Here is a 16,023-nt window from a genome sequence, read left to right as displayed (position 1 = left end):
CCGTCCGCTTGTCGCGGACCTCGAGCTGCTCAATAGTGACTGGAACGTGTTCTAGATATGTGGCGGAGAATGTGCGATCGCCACCCGACCGGTCAGGAGAACCCGGCGAGATGACCCGTGAAATCACCGCGCGCGTCGAGGCTTTGGCGCCGACCCTGCGCGAGCGCGCCCAGCGGACCGAGACGTTGCGGCGCATTCCCGACGAGTCGATCGAGGACCTGCGGGAGGCGGGATTCTTCACCCTGATGCAGCCGCGGCAATGGGGCGGATGCGCCGCAGATCCGGTGGTCTTCTACGACACCGTGCGCACCCTCGCGAGCGCCTGTGGATCCACCGGCTGGGTGGCAGGGATCCTGGGGATTCACAACTGGCACCTGGCGCTGTTCGATCAGCGTGCGCAGGACGATGTCTGGGGCCACGACAGCGACGCGCGGATCGCCTCGTCGTATGCGCCGATGGGCGCCGGTGCCGTGGTGGACGGTGGCTATCTGGTCAGCGGTTCGTGGGCGTGGTCTTCCGGGGTGGATCACGCCGACTGGGTCTTCGTCGGCGGGCCGGTGCTCGAGAACGGCAAGCCTGTCGACTTCGGCTCCTTCCTCATCCCGCGCAGCGACTACTCCGTCGACGACGTCTGGAACGTGGTCGGTCTGCGTGGCACCGGATCCAATACGGTTGTCGTCGAGAACGTCTTCGTCCCGCGGCACCGCTTCCTGAGCTTCAGCGTCATGAACTCGCTGACATCGCCCGGGCTGCAGCAAAATTCGGAGCCGGTCTACAAAATGCCCTGGGGGACAATCCATCCCACCACGATCGCCACGCCGATCGTCGGCATGGCTTACGGCGCCTACGCGGCCCACGTCGAGCATCAGGGCAAGCGGATCCGGGCCGCGTACGCCGGCGAGCACGCCAAGGACGACCCCTTCGGCAAGATCCGCATCGCCGAATCCGCCAGCGACATCGATGCCGCGTGGCGGCAGTTGTCCGGCAATGTCGCCGACGAGTACGCCCGGCTCCGGGACGGCGGGGAGATCCCGTTCGCCCTGCGCGCCCGCGCCCGCCGCGACCAGGTCCGCGCCACCGCCCGCGCCATCGCCGCCATCGACCGGCTCTTCGAGGCCGCCGGGGCCGGCGCCCTCGCCGACGACACCCCGCTGCAACGCCTCTGGCGCGATGCCCATGCCGGACGCGTCCACGCGGCCAACGACCCCGAACGTGCCTACGTCATGTACGGGAACCATGCTTTCGGTCTCCCGGTGGGGGACACCATGGTGTAGTCGGATCGGGCGGCGGCGGGTTCCGGATCAGGCCCCGCCCGCCAAGCGAAGGACCCGCGCGCCCCGCCATCGGCGCCATCCTGGCCACCGCCCGCGCCGGTGCCTGATCGCCGCAGCGGGGCCTGCCGTCGTCAGCTCGCGACGGATTCGATCTTGGCCGTGTCGAATTCGACGTATTCGATGCGTGCGCCGCCGGGGTGCCGCACCGTCAGATTGCGGCCGGTGGGTACGTCGTTCGGGCCGTCGAGGATGTCGCCGCCGAGGGTGGTGATGATCGTGAGCACCTCGTCCAGGTCGTCCACGATCGCGGTGGCGTGTGTTTCCCGGTAGGGGGCAAGGGCTTCCGGGGTTCCGGCGATGAGCAGGTAGGCGCCGATGCCGGCCAGTTCCAGCTCGCGGTAGGTGAAGCGAAGCCGGGGCTGCTCACCGGTGAGCGCGGTGAACGTGGGCAATGCGGCGTCCAGATCGTCGACGTAGACGCGGGCCAGGGTGCTGAGGACCGTCACGGCAATCTCATTTCGATATTTCCGAATCAACGAAACGAACGTAAGCTGGTGACCCGGTCATGTCAACCGAACGAGGAACCCGATGCCGCCGCTTACCGAGCCGAATACCGCGGACCTGGACCTGGTGACGGTGCTGCACGCCCTGGGGGACCCGGTCCGGATGGAACTGGTGCGCCTGATGGCCGTCCACGGCGAAATCTCCTGCAGCCCAGATCATCTCGTAGTCCCGAGATCGACGCTGTCGAACCATTGGCGCACCCTGCGCGAGGCCGGCCTCACCGTCACCCGCGTCGACGGCAAGGCCCGCTACATGACCCTGCGCCGGGCCGACATCGATGAACGATTCCCCGGCGTTCTCGATGCGGTGCTCGGGTCTCTCCCTCAGAGGTCTGCCAGTGCCAGTCCGGTGAGTGCGCCACCGGGGCGGGCGATTTCGGTGTCGATACCGTCGTCGAGGTCGACGAGGCGGATCGCACCGCCGAGATCGCTGACGTAGAACCGGGATTCGCTGATCGCCACCACGCCGATGGCCTCGCGGTAGCCGCTGGACAGGACGGTCACCGGACCCGGAACCGGGTCGACCGAGGCGCGGTTGAGGGTATTGCCCGCGGGTTCCGCGCCGCGATCGGTCCACAGCAGGTTCCCGTCGCCGGACAGTGCCAGGTCGATCGGTTCGGGGAGGTCGTGCCAGAGCACCTCGATATCGGTGCGGGCCGCCGGGGAGGTGCCGGCCGGGAGTTCCAGTGGCGCGCGGAAGATGCGGCCTTCACCGGCCTTCGGTGCGCCCTTCTGGGTCCAGTAGAGGTGGCGGCGGTCGAGGTCCAGGCAGATGCCGACCGGCCAATTCCGGGACTGCACAGCGTCTTCGGGGCCTGCGCCGGTGACCACCAGCGGGTGCAGCTCGCCCCCGGCGAGATCGCAGGTGAGGACCTGCATGCCCTCGCGGTCGCACCAGTACAGGCGGCCGGTGGCGAAATCGGCGGTGAGCTGCTTGCCGGTGGTGAATGCGCCGGGCGGCACGATCACCGTGCGATTGCCGCCGTCGAGGTCGGCGCGTTCGAGCATGCCGGTCCGGTGGAAGAACACGGGTTCCGTGCCGGGCCCGGGACGCATGTCGGGTGCGCCCATGCTGGTCCAGTACACGTGCCCGCGATCCTGATCGACGGCGACGCCGTCGGGGTAGGCGTCCAACCCGGTGATCAGGGTGCGCACGTCACCCCCGTCGAGCGAGATCGCGTGCATGGCACGGGCTTTGAGGTCGAGCGCGAGCAGATGTTTCATCGCGGCCTCCTGCGGGTCACTGCCGATTCGGGTCGGGGTAGTCGTCGTAGAAGCCGGCGCCGGATTTCACGCCCAGCTTGCCGTCGGCGATATAGCGCTTCAGCAGAACGCGTGGGCCCTCGGGCAGATGCGGATTCTCCTGGGCGTAATGCTCTTCGATATCGAGCACCACATCGAGGCCGACGCTGTCCATCATCCGGAACGGCCCCGCCTTGGTGCCGAAGTTCAGCTTGAACATGGCATCGACGTCCTGCGGGGTCGAGACGCCCTCGTAGACGACCTCGAGCGATTCGCGTTTCAGCGCTGCCCAGATCCGATTGAAGATGAAGCCGGTGCTCTCCTTGCGGCACAGGAAAGGATGCAGACCGTATTCGGGGAACGTCGACATGACGAAGTCGATGATCTCGGGCGCGGTGTCGCCATCGGACATCACATCGAGCGTCGTCGACGCGGGCGGCATATAGAAGTGGGTGTTGAGCATGCGGTCGCGGGTCGAAAGCCCCTCGGTGAACAGCCTGCTCGCATACGACGACGAATTCGACGAAACGACCGCATCGGCCGCACACAGTCCGTCGAGCTCACCGAATATCGACTTCTTGAGATCGAGCCGCTCCGGCACCGCCTCCACCACCAGCCACGCCTCCGCCACCGCATCGGCCAGGTCCGGCACATAACTCACGACCCCCGGCGTGCCGCCGTCGATATGGGCGGCCACCGCAGGCAATTCGCCGGTCGCGTACCCGACGGCCTGCGTCCCCTGCGTCCCGTTCGGATCGGTGAGGTGCACGGTGCCGCCCCGCGTGGCGAACATCAGCGCAATGCGCCGACCCAGCGTCCCCGCGCCGATCACGGTGACCGGCCGGGTGCGGTAATCCTTCGGTATCGCGGCCATCTCTCGCTCCTTGGATTGGGCGATCTCCGAGCTGTGGTTTCGCGCTATCGATCGATGTCACGGTAGCCGGGTCTGCCCATTACCCGGTACAGCGACCCGCCTAGCACCCGGTGTCAGGTTGCCCGACCGAGCAGCGCGCGGGTAGCCGACATGCGTCCCGGTGAAATTGACGATTTCCTTTCGCCTTTCGATCGTGTCTTTACGGAATTACCACCTCGTGCAGCGATTTGGCATGGAATGTCACCCCATCTCCCGATGAATCGCTTTACTTCTTCTATAATCTGGTATTACGTTCAGATTCCTGTGAGGCCGCGCCAGGTGGCTGGAAAAGGAGAATTCGGTTGAACGGCAAGATCCTTGATTGCGTCCTCGTCGCCGTGGTCGTCATCGCTTTCTTCGCCTTCGCGATCGTCAACCCCGGCATCGGCAACCTGCTGGTGGCCTGGTTCGGCGCGGTTGCGCTGGGCTACTACAACGTCTACGTCCGGCACGACCCGAAACTGGTGGCGGCCGCCAGCGGCGGCGGGCGAGCCGTGAATCATTCGGCGACTCTTCGGCCCGCCTGGCGCTGAGACAGTCCGGTATCACGTCAGGAACGAACCCGCGAGCTGGTCCGGGCTGGGGGCGACCAGATCGGAATCGACGAAGACGATCAGGTCGCCCGCCGTGCGGCCGTCCGCAGCGAGAATGAACACGATGTCGATCCCTGCGGCGATCGCCACGAACCGATAGGGCCGCGAGTCCGGCGCGGTTGTCAGCGCCCAGAATCCGGTGAGCGCCAAGGGAACACCGATCACTCCCGCGAGCACCGCGAACTGGATCGGAAGTCCGGCGACTCCGCCGGTGGCCGCGCGCTGTTCCGCGTCGACGACGGTTCCCATGGCGAGCTGGGGCCAGCCGTGCTCGCACTGCCACCACAGGACCGGGATCGCCGAGACAGCGACGATGGGGTCGGTCGCCGCGCAGGTGGTCAGGTCCATGGCCGGAGCGGCGGAGGCGAGCGCGGAGCGCACACAGTCGCCGAACCCCTCGACCGAAGCCGCCGTCTGCTCCGGAGACAGGCCCTGCTGGGCAAGCGCCTGTGCCAGAACCGCTTTCCCCTGTGGGACCCCCGTCCCGCTGCTGACCCGGGAGAAGAACAGCGTGCCCAATGCCGCGGCTCCGATGGCGCTGCCGAGCTGTTGAATCGTCGGCAGCAGGCCCGAGGCCGAGCCGGTCTCCTCCGCCGTCACGCGGGCGGTCATGAGGGCGGGCAGTGGTGTGGCGAACCATCCCATGCCCGCCCCGGCCAGGAACACCGGTCCGCTCAACATGCGCGTGTCGATGCTCGCCCGCGCCGGATCGAGCGAGGTCGCGATCATCGCCAGCGACAGTCCGAACAGCACGATGCCGACGGTGAGGGTTCGAGAACCCATGCGGACCATCAGGATCGGCGCGGTCACGGCGGCCGGGACCGCACCGAGCGCGAAGGGCGCCATGAGTTTCGCCGTCTGCAGCGCGGTCATGCCGAGCCCGGTTTGGGCGGCCACGGACACCGCGAACAGGAAAGCGGTGAAGATCCCGTAGCAGACCAGCAAGAGGATCGAGCCGACTGCGAAGGCCCGGTCGGCGAAGATCGAGGTCCGTAGCAGCCCGGTGCCCGCTGCTCGCCGCTGCTGCCAGCCGAAGGCCGCCAAGACCACACAACCCGCCGCCAGAAGACCCAGAAGATATGGCGGCCAGCCTCTTTCACGACCAACAGTGGCCGGATACAGCACCAGCAACAACCCCGTGGACGCCAACAGCACCCCCGACACATCGACTCGCCCGGGATCAGCCGCCGCACCGATGTGCAAGTGGCGATACGCCAGCGCGAAAGCCGCCAGGCCCGCAGGTGCGTTGAGCAGGAAGATCGCGTGCCATCCCAGCCCGAACGGATCTGCCGCCACCACCGCCCCGCCCATCAGCGGGCCCGCCAGACCCGCCAATCCCGCTACGGCGCCGTATATTCCGAAGGCCAGCACTCGGCGATCCGGCTCGAATCCGGCATTGACGATGGCCACGGTCTGCGCGGCCATCCCGGCTGCGGCCACCCCCTGGACGATCCGCCCGGCGATCAGCGCTACGGCCTGATCGGCGCCGCCGCACCACAGCGACGCGGCGGCGAATCCTGCCATCGAAACCAGGAAAAGCATTCGGCGGCCGTGGATATCGCCCAGCCGGGCGGCGGCGGGCAGGGTGCACGCGAAGGCGAGGCTGTAGCCGGTGACGACCAGCAGTTGCGCCAAGCCGGGCGCGCCGAGGTCGCGGGCCAGGGCCGGCAGTGCCGTATTGACCACGGTCAGATCCAGCATCTGGAGAAAGACCGCGATCAGGCACGCCGCGAACGCTCCCCACGCCGCGCGGGCGGGGACGGCCGGGGCGTCATTGCCGTCTGCCGAGATCGGTGTGATCATCGCCCGGAATCGACCCGGACGCTGTAGTCGCCGTCCGTCGCCACGGCCGAGGCGATCGAGGTCAGCGTCTTGACGTAGCGATCGATCGAGGCATGAGCCTCGGGGGTGTCGGGGTAGAGCAGGCTGAGGGTGGTCACGTCGGGGAATCGGTTGACCCACAGGTAGACCGCGCCGGCGGCGGCCCGGTTCCCGAACATTCCGCCCTTGATCTTGTCGAACATCTCGACGCCGGGAATCTTGCGCACGTCGACGTAGGACAGCATGGCCGCCGCCCAGCCGGGCTCGGCGTGGACACCGAGATCGGGGGTGGCGAGCTCGAGCACCCGGTGCGGTGAGACGTCGGTCAACTCCTTGGCCGTGTCTCCGGCCCACTGTGCGGCGCCGACCAGCGAGGTGAAGCTGTCGTCGGGGTCCAGGTCGAAGGCGACCGGGACGAGGTTGGTGTACCAGCCGATCGAGATGTTCTCCTGCGGAGTCGTGCGCGTATTGACCGGTGTGAGCACGAAATACCATTCCCGCCCCGCCAATTCGAGTTCGGTCAGCGCGAGCACCGTGAACAGGCCGCCGAGGAATCGCCCGCCGTGGTCGGTGCACGCCTGCTCGAACCCGTCCGCGGTGTCCGCGTCGAACAGCGGAATGGTGAGTTGCGCGCCCTGGCGGAAGCCCGGCCCGGCATCGGCGCCCAGATCCACCGGCAGCGCCGGCATGACACCCCCGTTGCGCTGCAACAGCTTCGCCCACATCCTGACCTGCCGCGATCCCGCCCGCAGCACGCTGTTGACGGCCCGCTCCCGGGCGCAATAGGCGATATGGCTGCCCGCGGGCGGGAGTTCCACACCGCCGCCGGACACTTCGCTGCCGTAGATCATCAGCAGTTCCGTGCAGGTCAGCGCCTGAGCCACACCGTCGGTATGCAGGTGATCGATCGCCGCGAACACGGTGTAGGACTGCTCGTGCTCGATCACGCCGAACCCGAAACAGTCCCAGTGCAACGCATTCGGGACCTGCGACTGTACGTGCTCGCGAATGTCCGCACTGGACTCGAAGTGCCGATAGTCCTGCGTGACCACGGTGATCACCCCGGCGGCGACGGTGCGCCGCACCACCGACCCGCACGGCTCGTGGGTGAACCAGCTGGCGAAGGTGTCGTGCCGGCGCAGGAACCGGGTGACCGTGCGTGCCATGGCCGCGAGATCCGGGCGGCCCGGAATCTCGAAGGAGATCATGCACAACCGCGAGGCGCGCACGCCCGCATCGATATTGCGCAGGGTGGCCCGCAGGTACTGCTCCTGCTGATACGAGGGCGGGGCCGGATGGAGTGGGGCGGTGAGCATGGCCGCGTGCGACTCCGGGGCGAGCGTCCAGCCGGTGACCCGGCCCGGAGCGGGATGCCAATCGTCGATGAAGCCGAAGTCGACCACGGGTGCCTCGATTCGCAGCGGGAAATCCCGAGAACTGATGTCGCAGCGCAGTCAACGACATCCCGGGTACCCGCGGCGCGAAGATCGCGGAATCCTGTGAACAGTGCCAATCCGCGGCGGGCCCGGCTGCCACAATGCTCCAGGATGTCCAAAGGCATTGCTGCCCAGCAGAGTTCACTCCTACCGTGGCCGGTCACAAGGACGAGCCGGGGAGACACGTGAGAGACCATCCTGGGCGGCGGACGCGCCGAAGACGAATCTGCCTACGACAGTTGCTGCTGATGATGGCGTCGGCCCTGCTGCTGCCGAGCACCGCGCTCGCCACCGCAGCACCGACCGGGCCGATCGCCGCTCCGGATGTGCTCGCGAACGCGGTGGCCGCCCCGGACGGGTCCCGTCTCGTCGATGCCACCGAGGCCGGGGACCGGATGCTCGATCTGCGGGTGCGCTCGGCGGCGATGGACACCGACATCGCGCTGAAAGTGCTTCGCGCACCGGATGGTTCGACACCCGCCCCGGTGCTGTATCTGCTCAACGGAGCCAATGGCGGACTCGATGCGAGCAGCTGGTTCGAGCAGACCGATGTGGCGGACTTCTTCGCCGGCGAGCAGGTCACCGTCGTGATCCCGCTGGGCGGTCGCGGGAGCTACTTCACCGATTGGCGTGCCGACGACCCGGTGCTCGGCCGTCAGCGCTGGATGACCTTCCTCACCGCCGAACTCCCCCCGATCGTGGATTCGGCCCTGCGCGGCACCGGATCCAATGCCATAGCCGGGATTTCGATGGCCGGTACCTCGGTCTTCCAATTGGCCCTGGCCGCGCCCGGACTCTACAGGGCGATCGGCTCGTACAGCGGCTGCGCGCGCACCAGTGATCCGCAGGGGCAGGCCTTCGTCACCGCCGTGGTGGCGCGATGGGCCGGCAATGTCGCCAATATGTGGGGTCCGCCCGGCGACCCGGAGTGGAGCGCCACCGACCCCTATCTCCACGCCGATCGCCTGCGCGGCACCGCGATCTACGTCTCCGCCGGGACCGGGATCCCGGGCACGCTCGACACCCTCGACGGGCCCGGAATCCAGGGCAATGCGCTGAAACTGTTGGCGCAGTTGACATCCGGCGTGATCCTGGAGGCCGTCGCCGACCAGTGCGCCCTCGCCCTGCGCGACCGGCTGGCCGCCCTGCACGTGCCCGCCACCTTCGATCTGCGTCCCGTCGGCACCCACTCCTGGGGCTACTGGCAGGAGGACCTGCACAAGTCCTGGGCATTGTTCGACCGGGCGCTCCGGTAGGTACGGGCCACCAGGGCCGAGCGCAGATACCAGACCCCCGAGGTGTGGGTCGGGTCGAATCCGGTGAGCTGGCCGATACGTTTCAGCCGGTAGTCGACGGTATTGGTGTGCACGTGCAGAGTCCGCGCCGTGCGCTGACGGTTCAGGTTGTTGCTGATGTGCAGCTGCAGCGTCTGCAGCAGTTCGGGATACTCGTCCAGCGGATCCAGCAGCGTCCCGAGATGATCGCGGCCGGGACCCGGACGGGTGAGCTGGTATTCGAGCGAGAGATCGTCGAAGCGGTACAGCCCGCGCACCAGCTGCAAGCGCTGCACCATGTCGAGCAGCTCGTGCGCCTGCTCGGTCGCGGCCGGAATCTGTTGTGGCGCAGCCTGGGTGACCGCCGCCGTGATCGGCACCTGCGCGGCCCGGGAGAGGTTGACGATGAACTCGTCGAGCTCCGCGTTGGGCAGCCCGTGCTCCGGGATCAGGATGGTGCCGCCGTCGACGCTCAGCAGCGAGAGCACCTTGTCCGGGTAGCGGGTCGCCAGCTCGGCCTGTGTGCGGCGCAGTTTGCGGCGCGCGACCACCTGACTGTCGAGCGCCCGGTTCTTCTCGTCCGGATGCGGCGGAATCGAAACCGCCAGCACCCGATACGATTCCGCGATCTCGATGCCGCACTCGCGGGCCATGGTGGAGGTGCTGTGGCCGCCGAGCAGCGCCGAGGTCAACGTGTGCACGGCGGTGTGGTGCTCGCTGATCACCGCGCGCAGCTCGCGCACGTATGCGACCGAGACGGCCGCCGTCATCCGATCCAGCAGCTCCACCACCAGTTTCGCGCCGCCGACCATGGCGTGGAAGTCCGATGCGGTGAGCGCGGGCGTGGTCGCGCCCGTCGCCTGCGTGTACTTGCTGGTGGACTTGGCCATCACCAGGTCCAGGCCGATCTTGAAGCCCTCGTGGATGGCGTGATGGATGGTGTCGATCGGAATGCCCTCGCGGGCCCACTGCGCCGCGGCGTCCTCGAGCCGCTTGGTCTTCTCCGGGATGTCCCGGCCGTCGAGCATGCTGACCGCCAGCTCGAGGCAGGTGCGGGTGATGATCGTGACATCCCCGCGCAGCGCGTCGCCCGGCAGCGTCCCGCACGGGACCACGGTCTCCACGAAATGCCCGACCATACGCCGCGACAGCTCGCGGACGTCCCGCAGCGCCGACGACAGCGGCATGCCCGAAATGGTCAGGCCCGAACTCGGTGAATCGATCATCGACATCCCGGTTTCTCCCTTGCACCCCCTGCTTCCCGATCCCGAAGCTACCGATCATCCGGACCGGCTGTCCGGGCACTCGGCCTGTGAAGATTCGGCAAATTTCACCCACCTCGGACTGTTAGTTATCACAAAAGTCCACGTCAAACCAATACTTGAACGCTGTTCAAGCTCGAGGTAGATTGCCTTGGCATGACTGATGGACTGTTGAATCTGTTGGTGGACAAGGCGTTACGCCGAGCAGCCCCGACCCGGGCGGAGGCGCTGGCGTTGCTGAGCGGCGCGCAACCGCTCATCGATGTCGTGGCGGCGGGCTCGCGGGTGCGACACGAATTCTTCGGCGCGCGTGTCAAACTCAACACGATCGTCAATATGAAGAGCGGCCTGTGCCCGGAGGACTGCGGGTACTGCTCGCAGCGGCTGGGCTCGGCATCCGGTGTGCTGAAGTACTCCTGGATCACGCCCGAGCAGGCCGCGCGGGTCGCCGGGCAGGCGATTGCGGGCGGGGCCAAGCGAGTGTGCCTGGTCGCCAGCGGGCGCGGGCCCGGCGAACGGGATCTGACCAGAATCGAGCAGACCATTGCCGCCATCACGGCCGACCATCCGCAGACGGAGATCTGTGTGTGCCTGGGCCTATTGGGGGAGGGACAGGCCGAGCGGCTCGCGGCGGCCGGGGCCCACGCCTACAGCCACAACCTCAACACCTCCGAGGCGCGCTATGCCGACATCTGCAGTACGCACACCTTCGACGATCGCGTCGACACCGTGCTGCGGGCGAGCGCGGCCGGGCTGTCTCCGTGTTCCGGAGCGATTTTCGGCATGGGGGAGTCGGACGAGGACATCGTCGATCTGGCCTTCGCGCTGCGGGCGCTGGACCCGGACTCGGTGCCGGTCAACTTCCTGATCCCGTTCGATGGAACGCCGCTGGCGGGACAGTGGGAGCTGACGCCCGACCGCTGCCTGCGCATCCTGGCGCTGTTCCGCTTCTTCTTCCCCGACGTGGAGGTGCGGCTGGCCGGTGGCCGTGAGCTCCACCTGCGCGGCCTGCAACCGCTGGCGCTGCACCTGGCCAATTCGATCTTTCTGGGCGACTACCTCACCAGCGAGGGGCAGCCCGGAGCCGACGACCGGCAGATGATCACCGATGCCGGATTCACCATCGAGGGCGCGCAGGAGCAGACCCTGCCGCCGGCGCGCCACGACCTGGTCGCGGTGCGCAAACGTGGTGCGGGGACGGATCTTCCGGCGAACGCGTAGGGTTCGCCGTGGGCGGCTCGCCGCAGGGGCCGCCCACGGCCGGGCACTACCAGACGACCGGAAGCGCTTTCGGGCCGCGCAGCAGCATGCCCGTCTTCCACTCCACCTCGTCGGCCGGAACCGCCAGGCGCAGGTTCGGGAAGCGGCGCAGCAGCGCGGTCAGCGTCACGTGCAGTTCGAGGCGGGCCAGTTGCGCGCCCACGCAGTGATGAAAGCCGTGGCCGAAGGCCAAGTGCGAGTTGTGATGTCGCGTCAGGTCCATGGTGTCCGGATCGGGGAAGACCGTCTCGTCGCGGTTCGCGATCGCCAGATCCACGAAGACGGCCTCGCCCGCGCGAATGAGCGTGCCCGACAGTTCGACATCCTCGACGGCGATGCGCGGGAACGCGCCGCCATTGCCGAGCTGGATATAGCGGAGCAGCTCCTCGATGGCGGCCGGGACGAGATCGGGATCCGCACGCAGGCGGTCCCATTCGCCCTCGGTGAGCAGGACGTAGACGAAATTGGCGATCTGATTGGCCGTGGTCTCGTGACCGGCGACCAGCAGGGTGAGGCCGAGCGTGATCAGTTCGTCCTCGCTGAGCCGGTCGTCGTTGTCGCGGGCCGCCACGAGTGCGCCGAGCAGATCATCGGAGGGGTCGGCGCGGCGCTCGGCGATCTGCTCGGTCAGGTATTCGGCGACGGCGGCCAACGCGGCCACCCGCTCCTCGTCGGGGACGGCGGTCGTCGACATGATCGCGTCGGAGAAGTCGCGGAAACGATGCTGGTCCTGCGGTGGCACGCCGAGCATTTCGCAGATGACGGTGACCGGCACCGGGAGCGCCAGCGCCTCCACCAGGTCGGCGGGTGAGCCGGCCGCGGCCATGGCCGTCAGCATGTCCTCGACGATCTCCTCGGTGCGCGGGCGCAGCTCCTGCACGCGACGGGTGGTGAACGCGGTCATGGTCAGCTTGCGGAGCCGGGTCAGCTCCGGCGGGTCCATGCTGGTCGGAATGTTAGGCATGGCCGGCGTCTCGCGCACCCGCGGCACATCCTCGCGGCCGACCGTGGCGGCGCGGCCGAACCGGGGATCGCTGAGCACCGAGCGCACGTCCGCGTAGCGGGTGACGAGCCAGGCCTCGCCGCCGTAGGGCAGCCGGACACGGGAAATCGGTTCCTCGCGGAGCAGTTTCAACGCCGTCGGATGCGGATCGAGCCGGACCGGATCGCCGAACGGATAGTGGCGGACTTCGGTAGGTGTGGTCACGCGAAACTCCTTCTGGTGTAAGCAAATGCTTACAGCGGTCGATCGTAGGAGTGCGCCACCCAACCGTCAACGCTCGATTTCCGTTATGACGGAGGGAAATTCGTACTCACCCGGTCCAGCAGGACGCGCGCCGAACGCAGGACGTGGTCGGCGACAACGGCCGGATCGGCGCTCGCCAGCGGCTCCCAGCGATAGACCGATCGCAGCAGACCGATGCCCAGCAGCCAGGCCACCACCAGATCGGCCCGCAACTCGGCGTCCGGGCCGTCGCCGAGTTCGGACAGTGCCCGCACGTATCGTTCGTCCAGCTCCCGCCGTATCACCGACACGCCGCTGGCATGTCCGCTCGATCGCAGCGCGGCCTGCAGCCAAAGCTGTTGATCCGCCGCGGTATTCAGCATCCCGGCCAGCAGCCGGCCGAGCAGCTCGTCCGCGGGGCCTTCCGACAGCACTCGATGTCCGCGATCCGCGACGACCGCCCGGAACAGCTCGTCCTTGTTCCCGAAGTACCGGAACAGCAGCGCCTGATTCGCTCCGGCCCGCGCTGCGATCTCCCGCACGGTCGTGCCCTCGAACCCCTTCTCGGCGAACACCTCCCGTGCCGCGGCCAGCAGGGCCGAACGGGTGGCATTGGCATCCTTGTGCCGTCCGCTGGTTTCGCTCCCGGTACCCATTCGCCCTCCGATGTCGCCTCGCCGACGCGCGGCCCGTACGGCGTCGGCTCCTGCCGCGACCATAGACTCGGCGGGCACGGCAGTGCCGGGCTACCGTGTCTCACCCTTCGCGTCGGAGACCACCGGCGGTGCGCTCCGCTTCGACGGCGGCTACGTCCACTCGATCCTGCTGGAGCCCGGTGACGGTGCGTATTCTCTTGTAGCTGTACGTGATTCCCGCGATGAGAATGATCAGCAGAACTGCGGTGGTGCCCCAGGTGCCGAAACCGAGCCCGCCCTTGTCGTGCGATTTGGACAGCAGATCGCCCGCCGTCGCACCGAGCGGACGGGTGAGGATGAACGCAAGCCAGAACAGCAGGACCCCCGAGATCCGGGTCAGGTAATGGGCGGCAAGCAGGGCGGCCATGACCGCGGCGATGAGCAGCGCGCCCCCGCCGTAGCCGAGTCCGGAACTGTCGGAGAGGTAGTCGCCCAGGGAGGTACCCAGTGTGTTGGACAGCAGAATGGCCGCCCAGTACAGCACTTCGCCACGCGTGCTGGTGATTCCGGTGACGTCGTAGGTCTGGCCGCTGAGCTTCCAGATGACGAAGACGACGGCCAGGCCAGTGATCAGGACGGCCGCGCCCGCGCCGTAGCCCAGGCCGTCGTCGGTGGAGGTGCCCGAGCCGGGGCCGCGATTGAGGAAGTCGGAGATGGTGGTGCCGGCGGTGCTGGTCGCGGCGATCACGGTCCAGTACAGCGCGGGATGGAACTGGCGGGCCCGCAACTGGGTGACCAGGCTGACGGCGAAGATGCCCAGAAACAGCATCGACGCCGCCGCATAGCCGAGGTTCAGGGTTTGGGCCAGCAGATCCCCACCGGTCTCGCCGAGCGTGGTCGCCGCGATCTTCAGCACCCAGAACAGGGCGGTTACCTGGGGGAGCTTGTAGTTCGTATGCGGTTGCGCCGCGGACATGCGGATCCCTTTCGAGCAGTCGGTTACCGGTCACAGGGGAGTCTGCCCGGGAGTCGCTGAGAAGGCGCTGAGACACGTCCGATCCGAGCGTGTGCGATCATGGGGACGGACATCTGACGGAGGGACCGACCGTGGGCATGGGAATGGTGCTGGGCGACAACCGCTCCTGCGCTTCGCAGCGGGAACGGTCCGAATTGCCTTTGTTCTGACGGAAAGTCGCTCTCCGGACTCCTGCCTCGAAGCGTCGCCGGCCCCAGGCACCTTCGTTTCCGCAGGAGTTCGTCATGTCCACCCTCAGCTGGACCGAGAATCGATCGGTCCACACCGCCCACTGGCATTCCGAGAACGGGGCTCCGGCCCCGGCCCGCATCGTCGTCGCCGACGACCACATGACCGCGCAGACCGCCCACCGCCTCGCGCGGGCGGGCAAGGGCCTGGTGTGGCGCGGGGATTTTCACAATGCTCGCCAGTTGCTGCGAGCCCTCGACCGTCGTCTGCGGCGATTTGCGCGACCGATTGGGCGCGAAATCAGTCCGGCAGCGGTGTTCCATCAGCAGCGTGCCGCGCAGGCCGAGCGCGCCGAGATACTGGGCAGGCTGCTGATCGTGCTCGAACCCGGTTACTCTCTCGAGCTACGGCGCGCACCCCATGTTCGGTCGGCGTGCGAACACGCTTACGCGTCGGTGCGCCCGAATTGCCCCGATATCCAGCGGATGTGCGTGTCGCTGACCGAGCTGCTCGGGGTGCTCAGCGCCCATCAGTGGCATCGGAACGGTGTCGAGATTCCCGCCCTGGGGGCGCGCATCCATCCTGACTACGGCGTGTTCTCCCCGATTCGCGGCGAGTACGTCGATCTCGTCGCCGGCGCGCCGTTACCGGCGAATGCGCAACGGCCCTCCGTATTCGATCTCGGCACGGGGACCGGGGTGCTCGCCGCGGTCCTGGCCCGGCGCGGTGCGCGAGTGACCGCCACCGACATCAATCCTCGCGCGGTGGCCTGTGCCGAGGCGAACCTGGACCGCCTCGGCCTCACCGGCCTGGTTCGGGTCGGGCAGGCCGATCTGTGGCCCGAGGGTCGTGCGGACCTGATCGTCTGCAACCCGCCCTGGCTGCCGGCGCACCCGAACTCGGCGCTGGAGCTCGGCATCTACGACCCCGGATCGACTGTGCTGCACCGCTTCCTGGACGGATTGCGCCACCACCTCGCCCCGCACGGTGAGGGCTGGCTGATCCTCTCCGACCTCGCCGAACGCCTCGAATTGCGAAGCCGGGACGAGTTCCGTGCCCGCATCGCCGCCTCCGGGCTGCGGGTGGCAGCCCGGTACGACACACCTCCGCGGCATCCGCGAGCGTCGGACAGCAGCGATCCTCTCTACGAGGCCCGGCGGGGTGAGGTCACCTCATTGTGGCGACTGGTGCCAAACGACTGATCGGTCCGAGCGGTGGGGGGGGGGGGGGCCCCCCCCGCGCGCCCCCACCCCCCCGCGAACACCAGGAACCCAGCCCCGCCCCCCGCCCGCGCGGGCTCGCCCCCCCCCCCCCACGCGCC

At 67.9% G+C, this 16,023-nt stretch carries 15 protein-coding genes; 6 read left to right on the top strand and 9 right to left on the bottom strand.

What is annotated here, in order from left to right:
* The first annotated feature begins 110 nt into the window (after positions 1-110).
* On the top strand, positions 111-1,274 hold the full coding sequence (hsaA, locus tag ACFXHE_RS35085) for a 3-hydroxy-9,10-secoandrosta-1,3,5(10)-triene-9,17-dione monooxygenase oxygenase subunit (protein WP_379388960.1): 1,164 nt from the start codon (positions 111-113) through the stop codon (positions 1,272-1,274).
* 131 nt (positions 1,275-1,405) lie between these two features.
* On the opposite strand, the gene ACFXHE_RS35080 is transcribed toward hsaA, so the two are convergent.
* Positions 1,406-1,780: a VOC family protein gene (locus ACFXHE_RS35080; RefSeq protein WP_379388959.1), complete on the bottom strand. Its 375-nt coding sequence runs from the start codon at positions 1,778-1,780 to the stop codon at positions 1,406-1,408.
* Positions 1,781-1,862: 82 nt separating this feature from the next.
* On the opposite strand from ACFXHE_RS35080, the gene ACFXHE_RS35075 reads away from it, so the two are divergent.
* Positions 1,863-2,276 carry an ArsR/SmtB family transcription factor gene (locus ACFXHE_RS35075; RefSeq protein WP_379388958.1) on the top strand — a complete coding sequence of 138 codons (414 nt, stop codon included), beginning with the start codon at positions 1,863-1,865 and terminating at the stop codon, positions 2,274-2,276.
* On the opposite strand, the gene ACFXHE_RS35070 is transcribed toward ACFXHE_RS35075, so the two are convergent.
* Positions 2,162-3,061, bottom strand: coding sequence for a hypothetical protein (locus ACFXHE_RS35070; protein ID WP_379388957.1), 900 nt, complete (start codon positions 3,059-3,061; stop codon positions 2,162-2,164). The two genes, ACFXHE_RS35075 and ACFXHE_RS35070, sit on opposite strands and share 115 nt — an antisense overlap.
* A gap of 16 nt (positions 3,062-3,077) precedes the next feature.
* Entirely contained in the window at positions 3,078-3,953 is an 876-nt protein-coding gene (locus ACFXHE_RS35065) for a 3-hydroxyacyl-CoA dehydrogenase family protein (protein ID WP_379388956.1), read from the bottom strand.
* A gap of 341 nt (positions 3,954-4,294) precedes the next feature.
* Between ACFXHE_RS35065 and ACFXHE_RS35060 the strand changes: the two genes are divergently transcribed.
* Positions 4,295-4,525 (top strand): hypothetical protein, encoded by a 231-nt coding sequence (locus ACFXHE_RS35060; protein WP_379388955.1) that lies wholly within the window; start codon positions 4,295-4,297, stop codon positions 4,523-4,525.
* A gap of 12 nt (positions 4,526-4,537) precedes the next feature.
* Here ACFXHE_RS35060 and ACFXHE_RS35055 read toward each other — a convergent pair whose 3' ends face one another.
* Complete coding sequence (locus ACFXHE_RS35055) at positions 4,538-6,388, bottom strand: MFS transporter (protein WP_379388954.1); 1,851 nt, start codon at positions 6,386-6,388, stop codon at positions 4,538-4,540.
* Complete coding sequence (locus ACFXHE_RS35050) at positions 6,385-7,809, bottom strand: condensation domain-containing protein (protein WP_379388953.1); 1,425 nt, start codon at positions 7,807-7,809, stop codon at positions 6,385-6,387. Before ACFXHE_RS35050 ends, ACFXHE_RS35055 begins: the two co-directional genes overlap by 4 nt.
* 284 nt (positions 7,810-8,093) lie before the next feature.
* Here ACFXHE_RS35050 and ACFXHE_RS35045 point away from each other — a divergent pair, with 284 nt between their 5' ends.
* Positions 8,094-9,098 (top strand): alpha/beta hydrolase, encoded by a 1,005-nt coding sequence (locus tag ACFXHE_RS35045; RefSeq protein WP_379389055.1) that lies wholly within the window; start codon positions 8,094-8,096, stop codon positions 9,096-9,098.
* Here the strand turns inward: ACFXHE_RS35045 and ACFXHE_RS35040 are convergent.
* The gene (locus ACFXHE_RS35040) at positions 9,041-10,348 is read right to left on the bottom strand and encodes a PucR family transcriptional regulator (RefSeq protein WP_379388952.1); all 1,308 of its coding nucleotides are present in this window, start codon (positions 10,346-10,348) and stop codon (positions 9,041-9,043) included. The two genes, ACFXHE_RS35045 and ACFXHE_RS35040, sit on opposite strands and share 58 nt — an antisense overlap.
* A gap of 186 nt (positions 10,349-10,534) precedes the next feature.
* Here ACFXHE_RS35040 and bioB point away from each other — a divergent pair, with 186 nt between their 5' ends.
* A complete protein-coding gene (bioB, locus tag ACFXHE_RS35035) occupies positions 10,535-11,599 on the top strand; it encodes a biotin synthase BioB (RefSeq protein ID WP_364624651.1) in 1,065 nt (354 codons plus the stop codon).
* Positions 11,600-11,645: 46 nt separating this feature from the next.
* On the opposite strand, the gene ACFXHE_RS35030 is transcribed toward bioB, so the two are convergent.
* The 3 genes from ACFXHE_RS35030 to ACFXHE_RS35020 all read right to left on the bottom strand — a co-directional run bounded on the left by ACFXHE_RS35030 (position 11,646) and on the right by ACFXHE_RS35020 (position 14,474).
* The gene (locus tag ACFXHE_RS35030; protein WP_379388951.1) at positions 11,646-12,845 is read right to left on the bottom strand and encodes a cytochrome P450; all 1,200 of its coding nucleotides are present in this window, start codon (positions 12,843-12,845) and stop codon (positions 11,646-11,648) included.
* Between the two features lie 83 nt (positions 12,846-12,928).
* On the bottom strand, positions 12,929-13,519 hold the full coding sequence (locus ACFXHE_RS35025; protein WP_379388950.1) for a TetR/AcrR family transcriptional regulator: 591 nt from the start codon (positions 13,517-13,519) through the stop codon (positions 12,929-12,931).
* Between the two features lie 100 nt (positions 13,520-13,619).
* Complete coding sequence (locus ACFXHE_RS35020) at positions 13,620-14,474, bottom strand: hypothetical protein (protein ID WP_379388949.1); 855 nt, start codon at positions 14,472-14,474, stop codon at positions 13,620-13,622.
* Positions 14,475-14,758: 284 nt separating this feature from the next.
* On the opposite strand from ACFXHE_RS35020, the gene ACFXHE_RS35015 reads away from it, so the two are divergent.
* On the top strand, positions 14,759-15,904 hold the full coding sequence (locus ACFXHE_RS35015) for a methyltransferase (RefSeq protein ID WP_379388948.1): 1,146 nt from the start codon (positions 14,759-14,761) through the stop codon (positions 15,902-15,904).
* The last annotated feature ends 119 nt before the right edge of the window (positions 15,905-16,023 follow it).

This window comes from Nocardia sp. NPDC059229 (genome assembly GCF_042754165.1).
GTDB lineage: Bacteria > Actinomycetota > Actinomycetes > Mycobacteriales > Mycobacteriaceae > Nocardia.
Note: the sequence above shows the minus strand (reverse complement) of the source record. Positions and strands in the feature narration are given on the sequence as shown.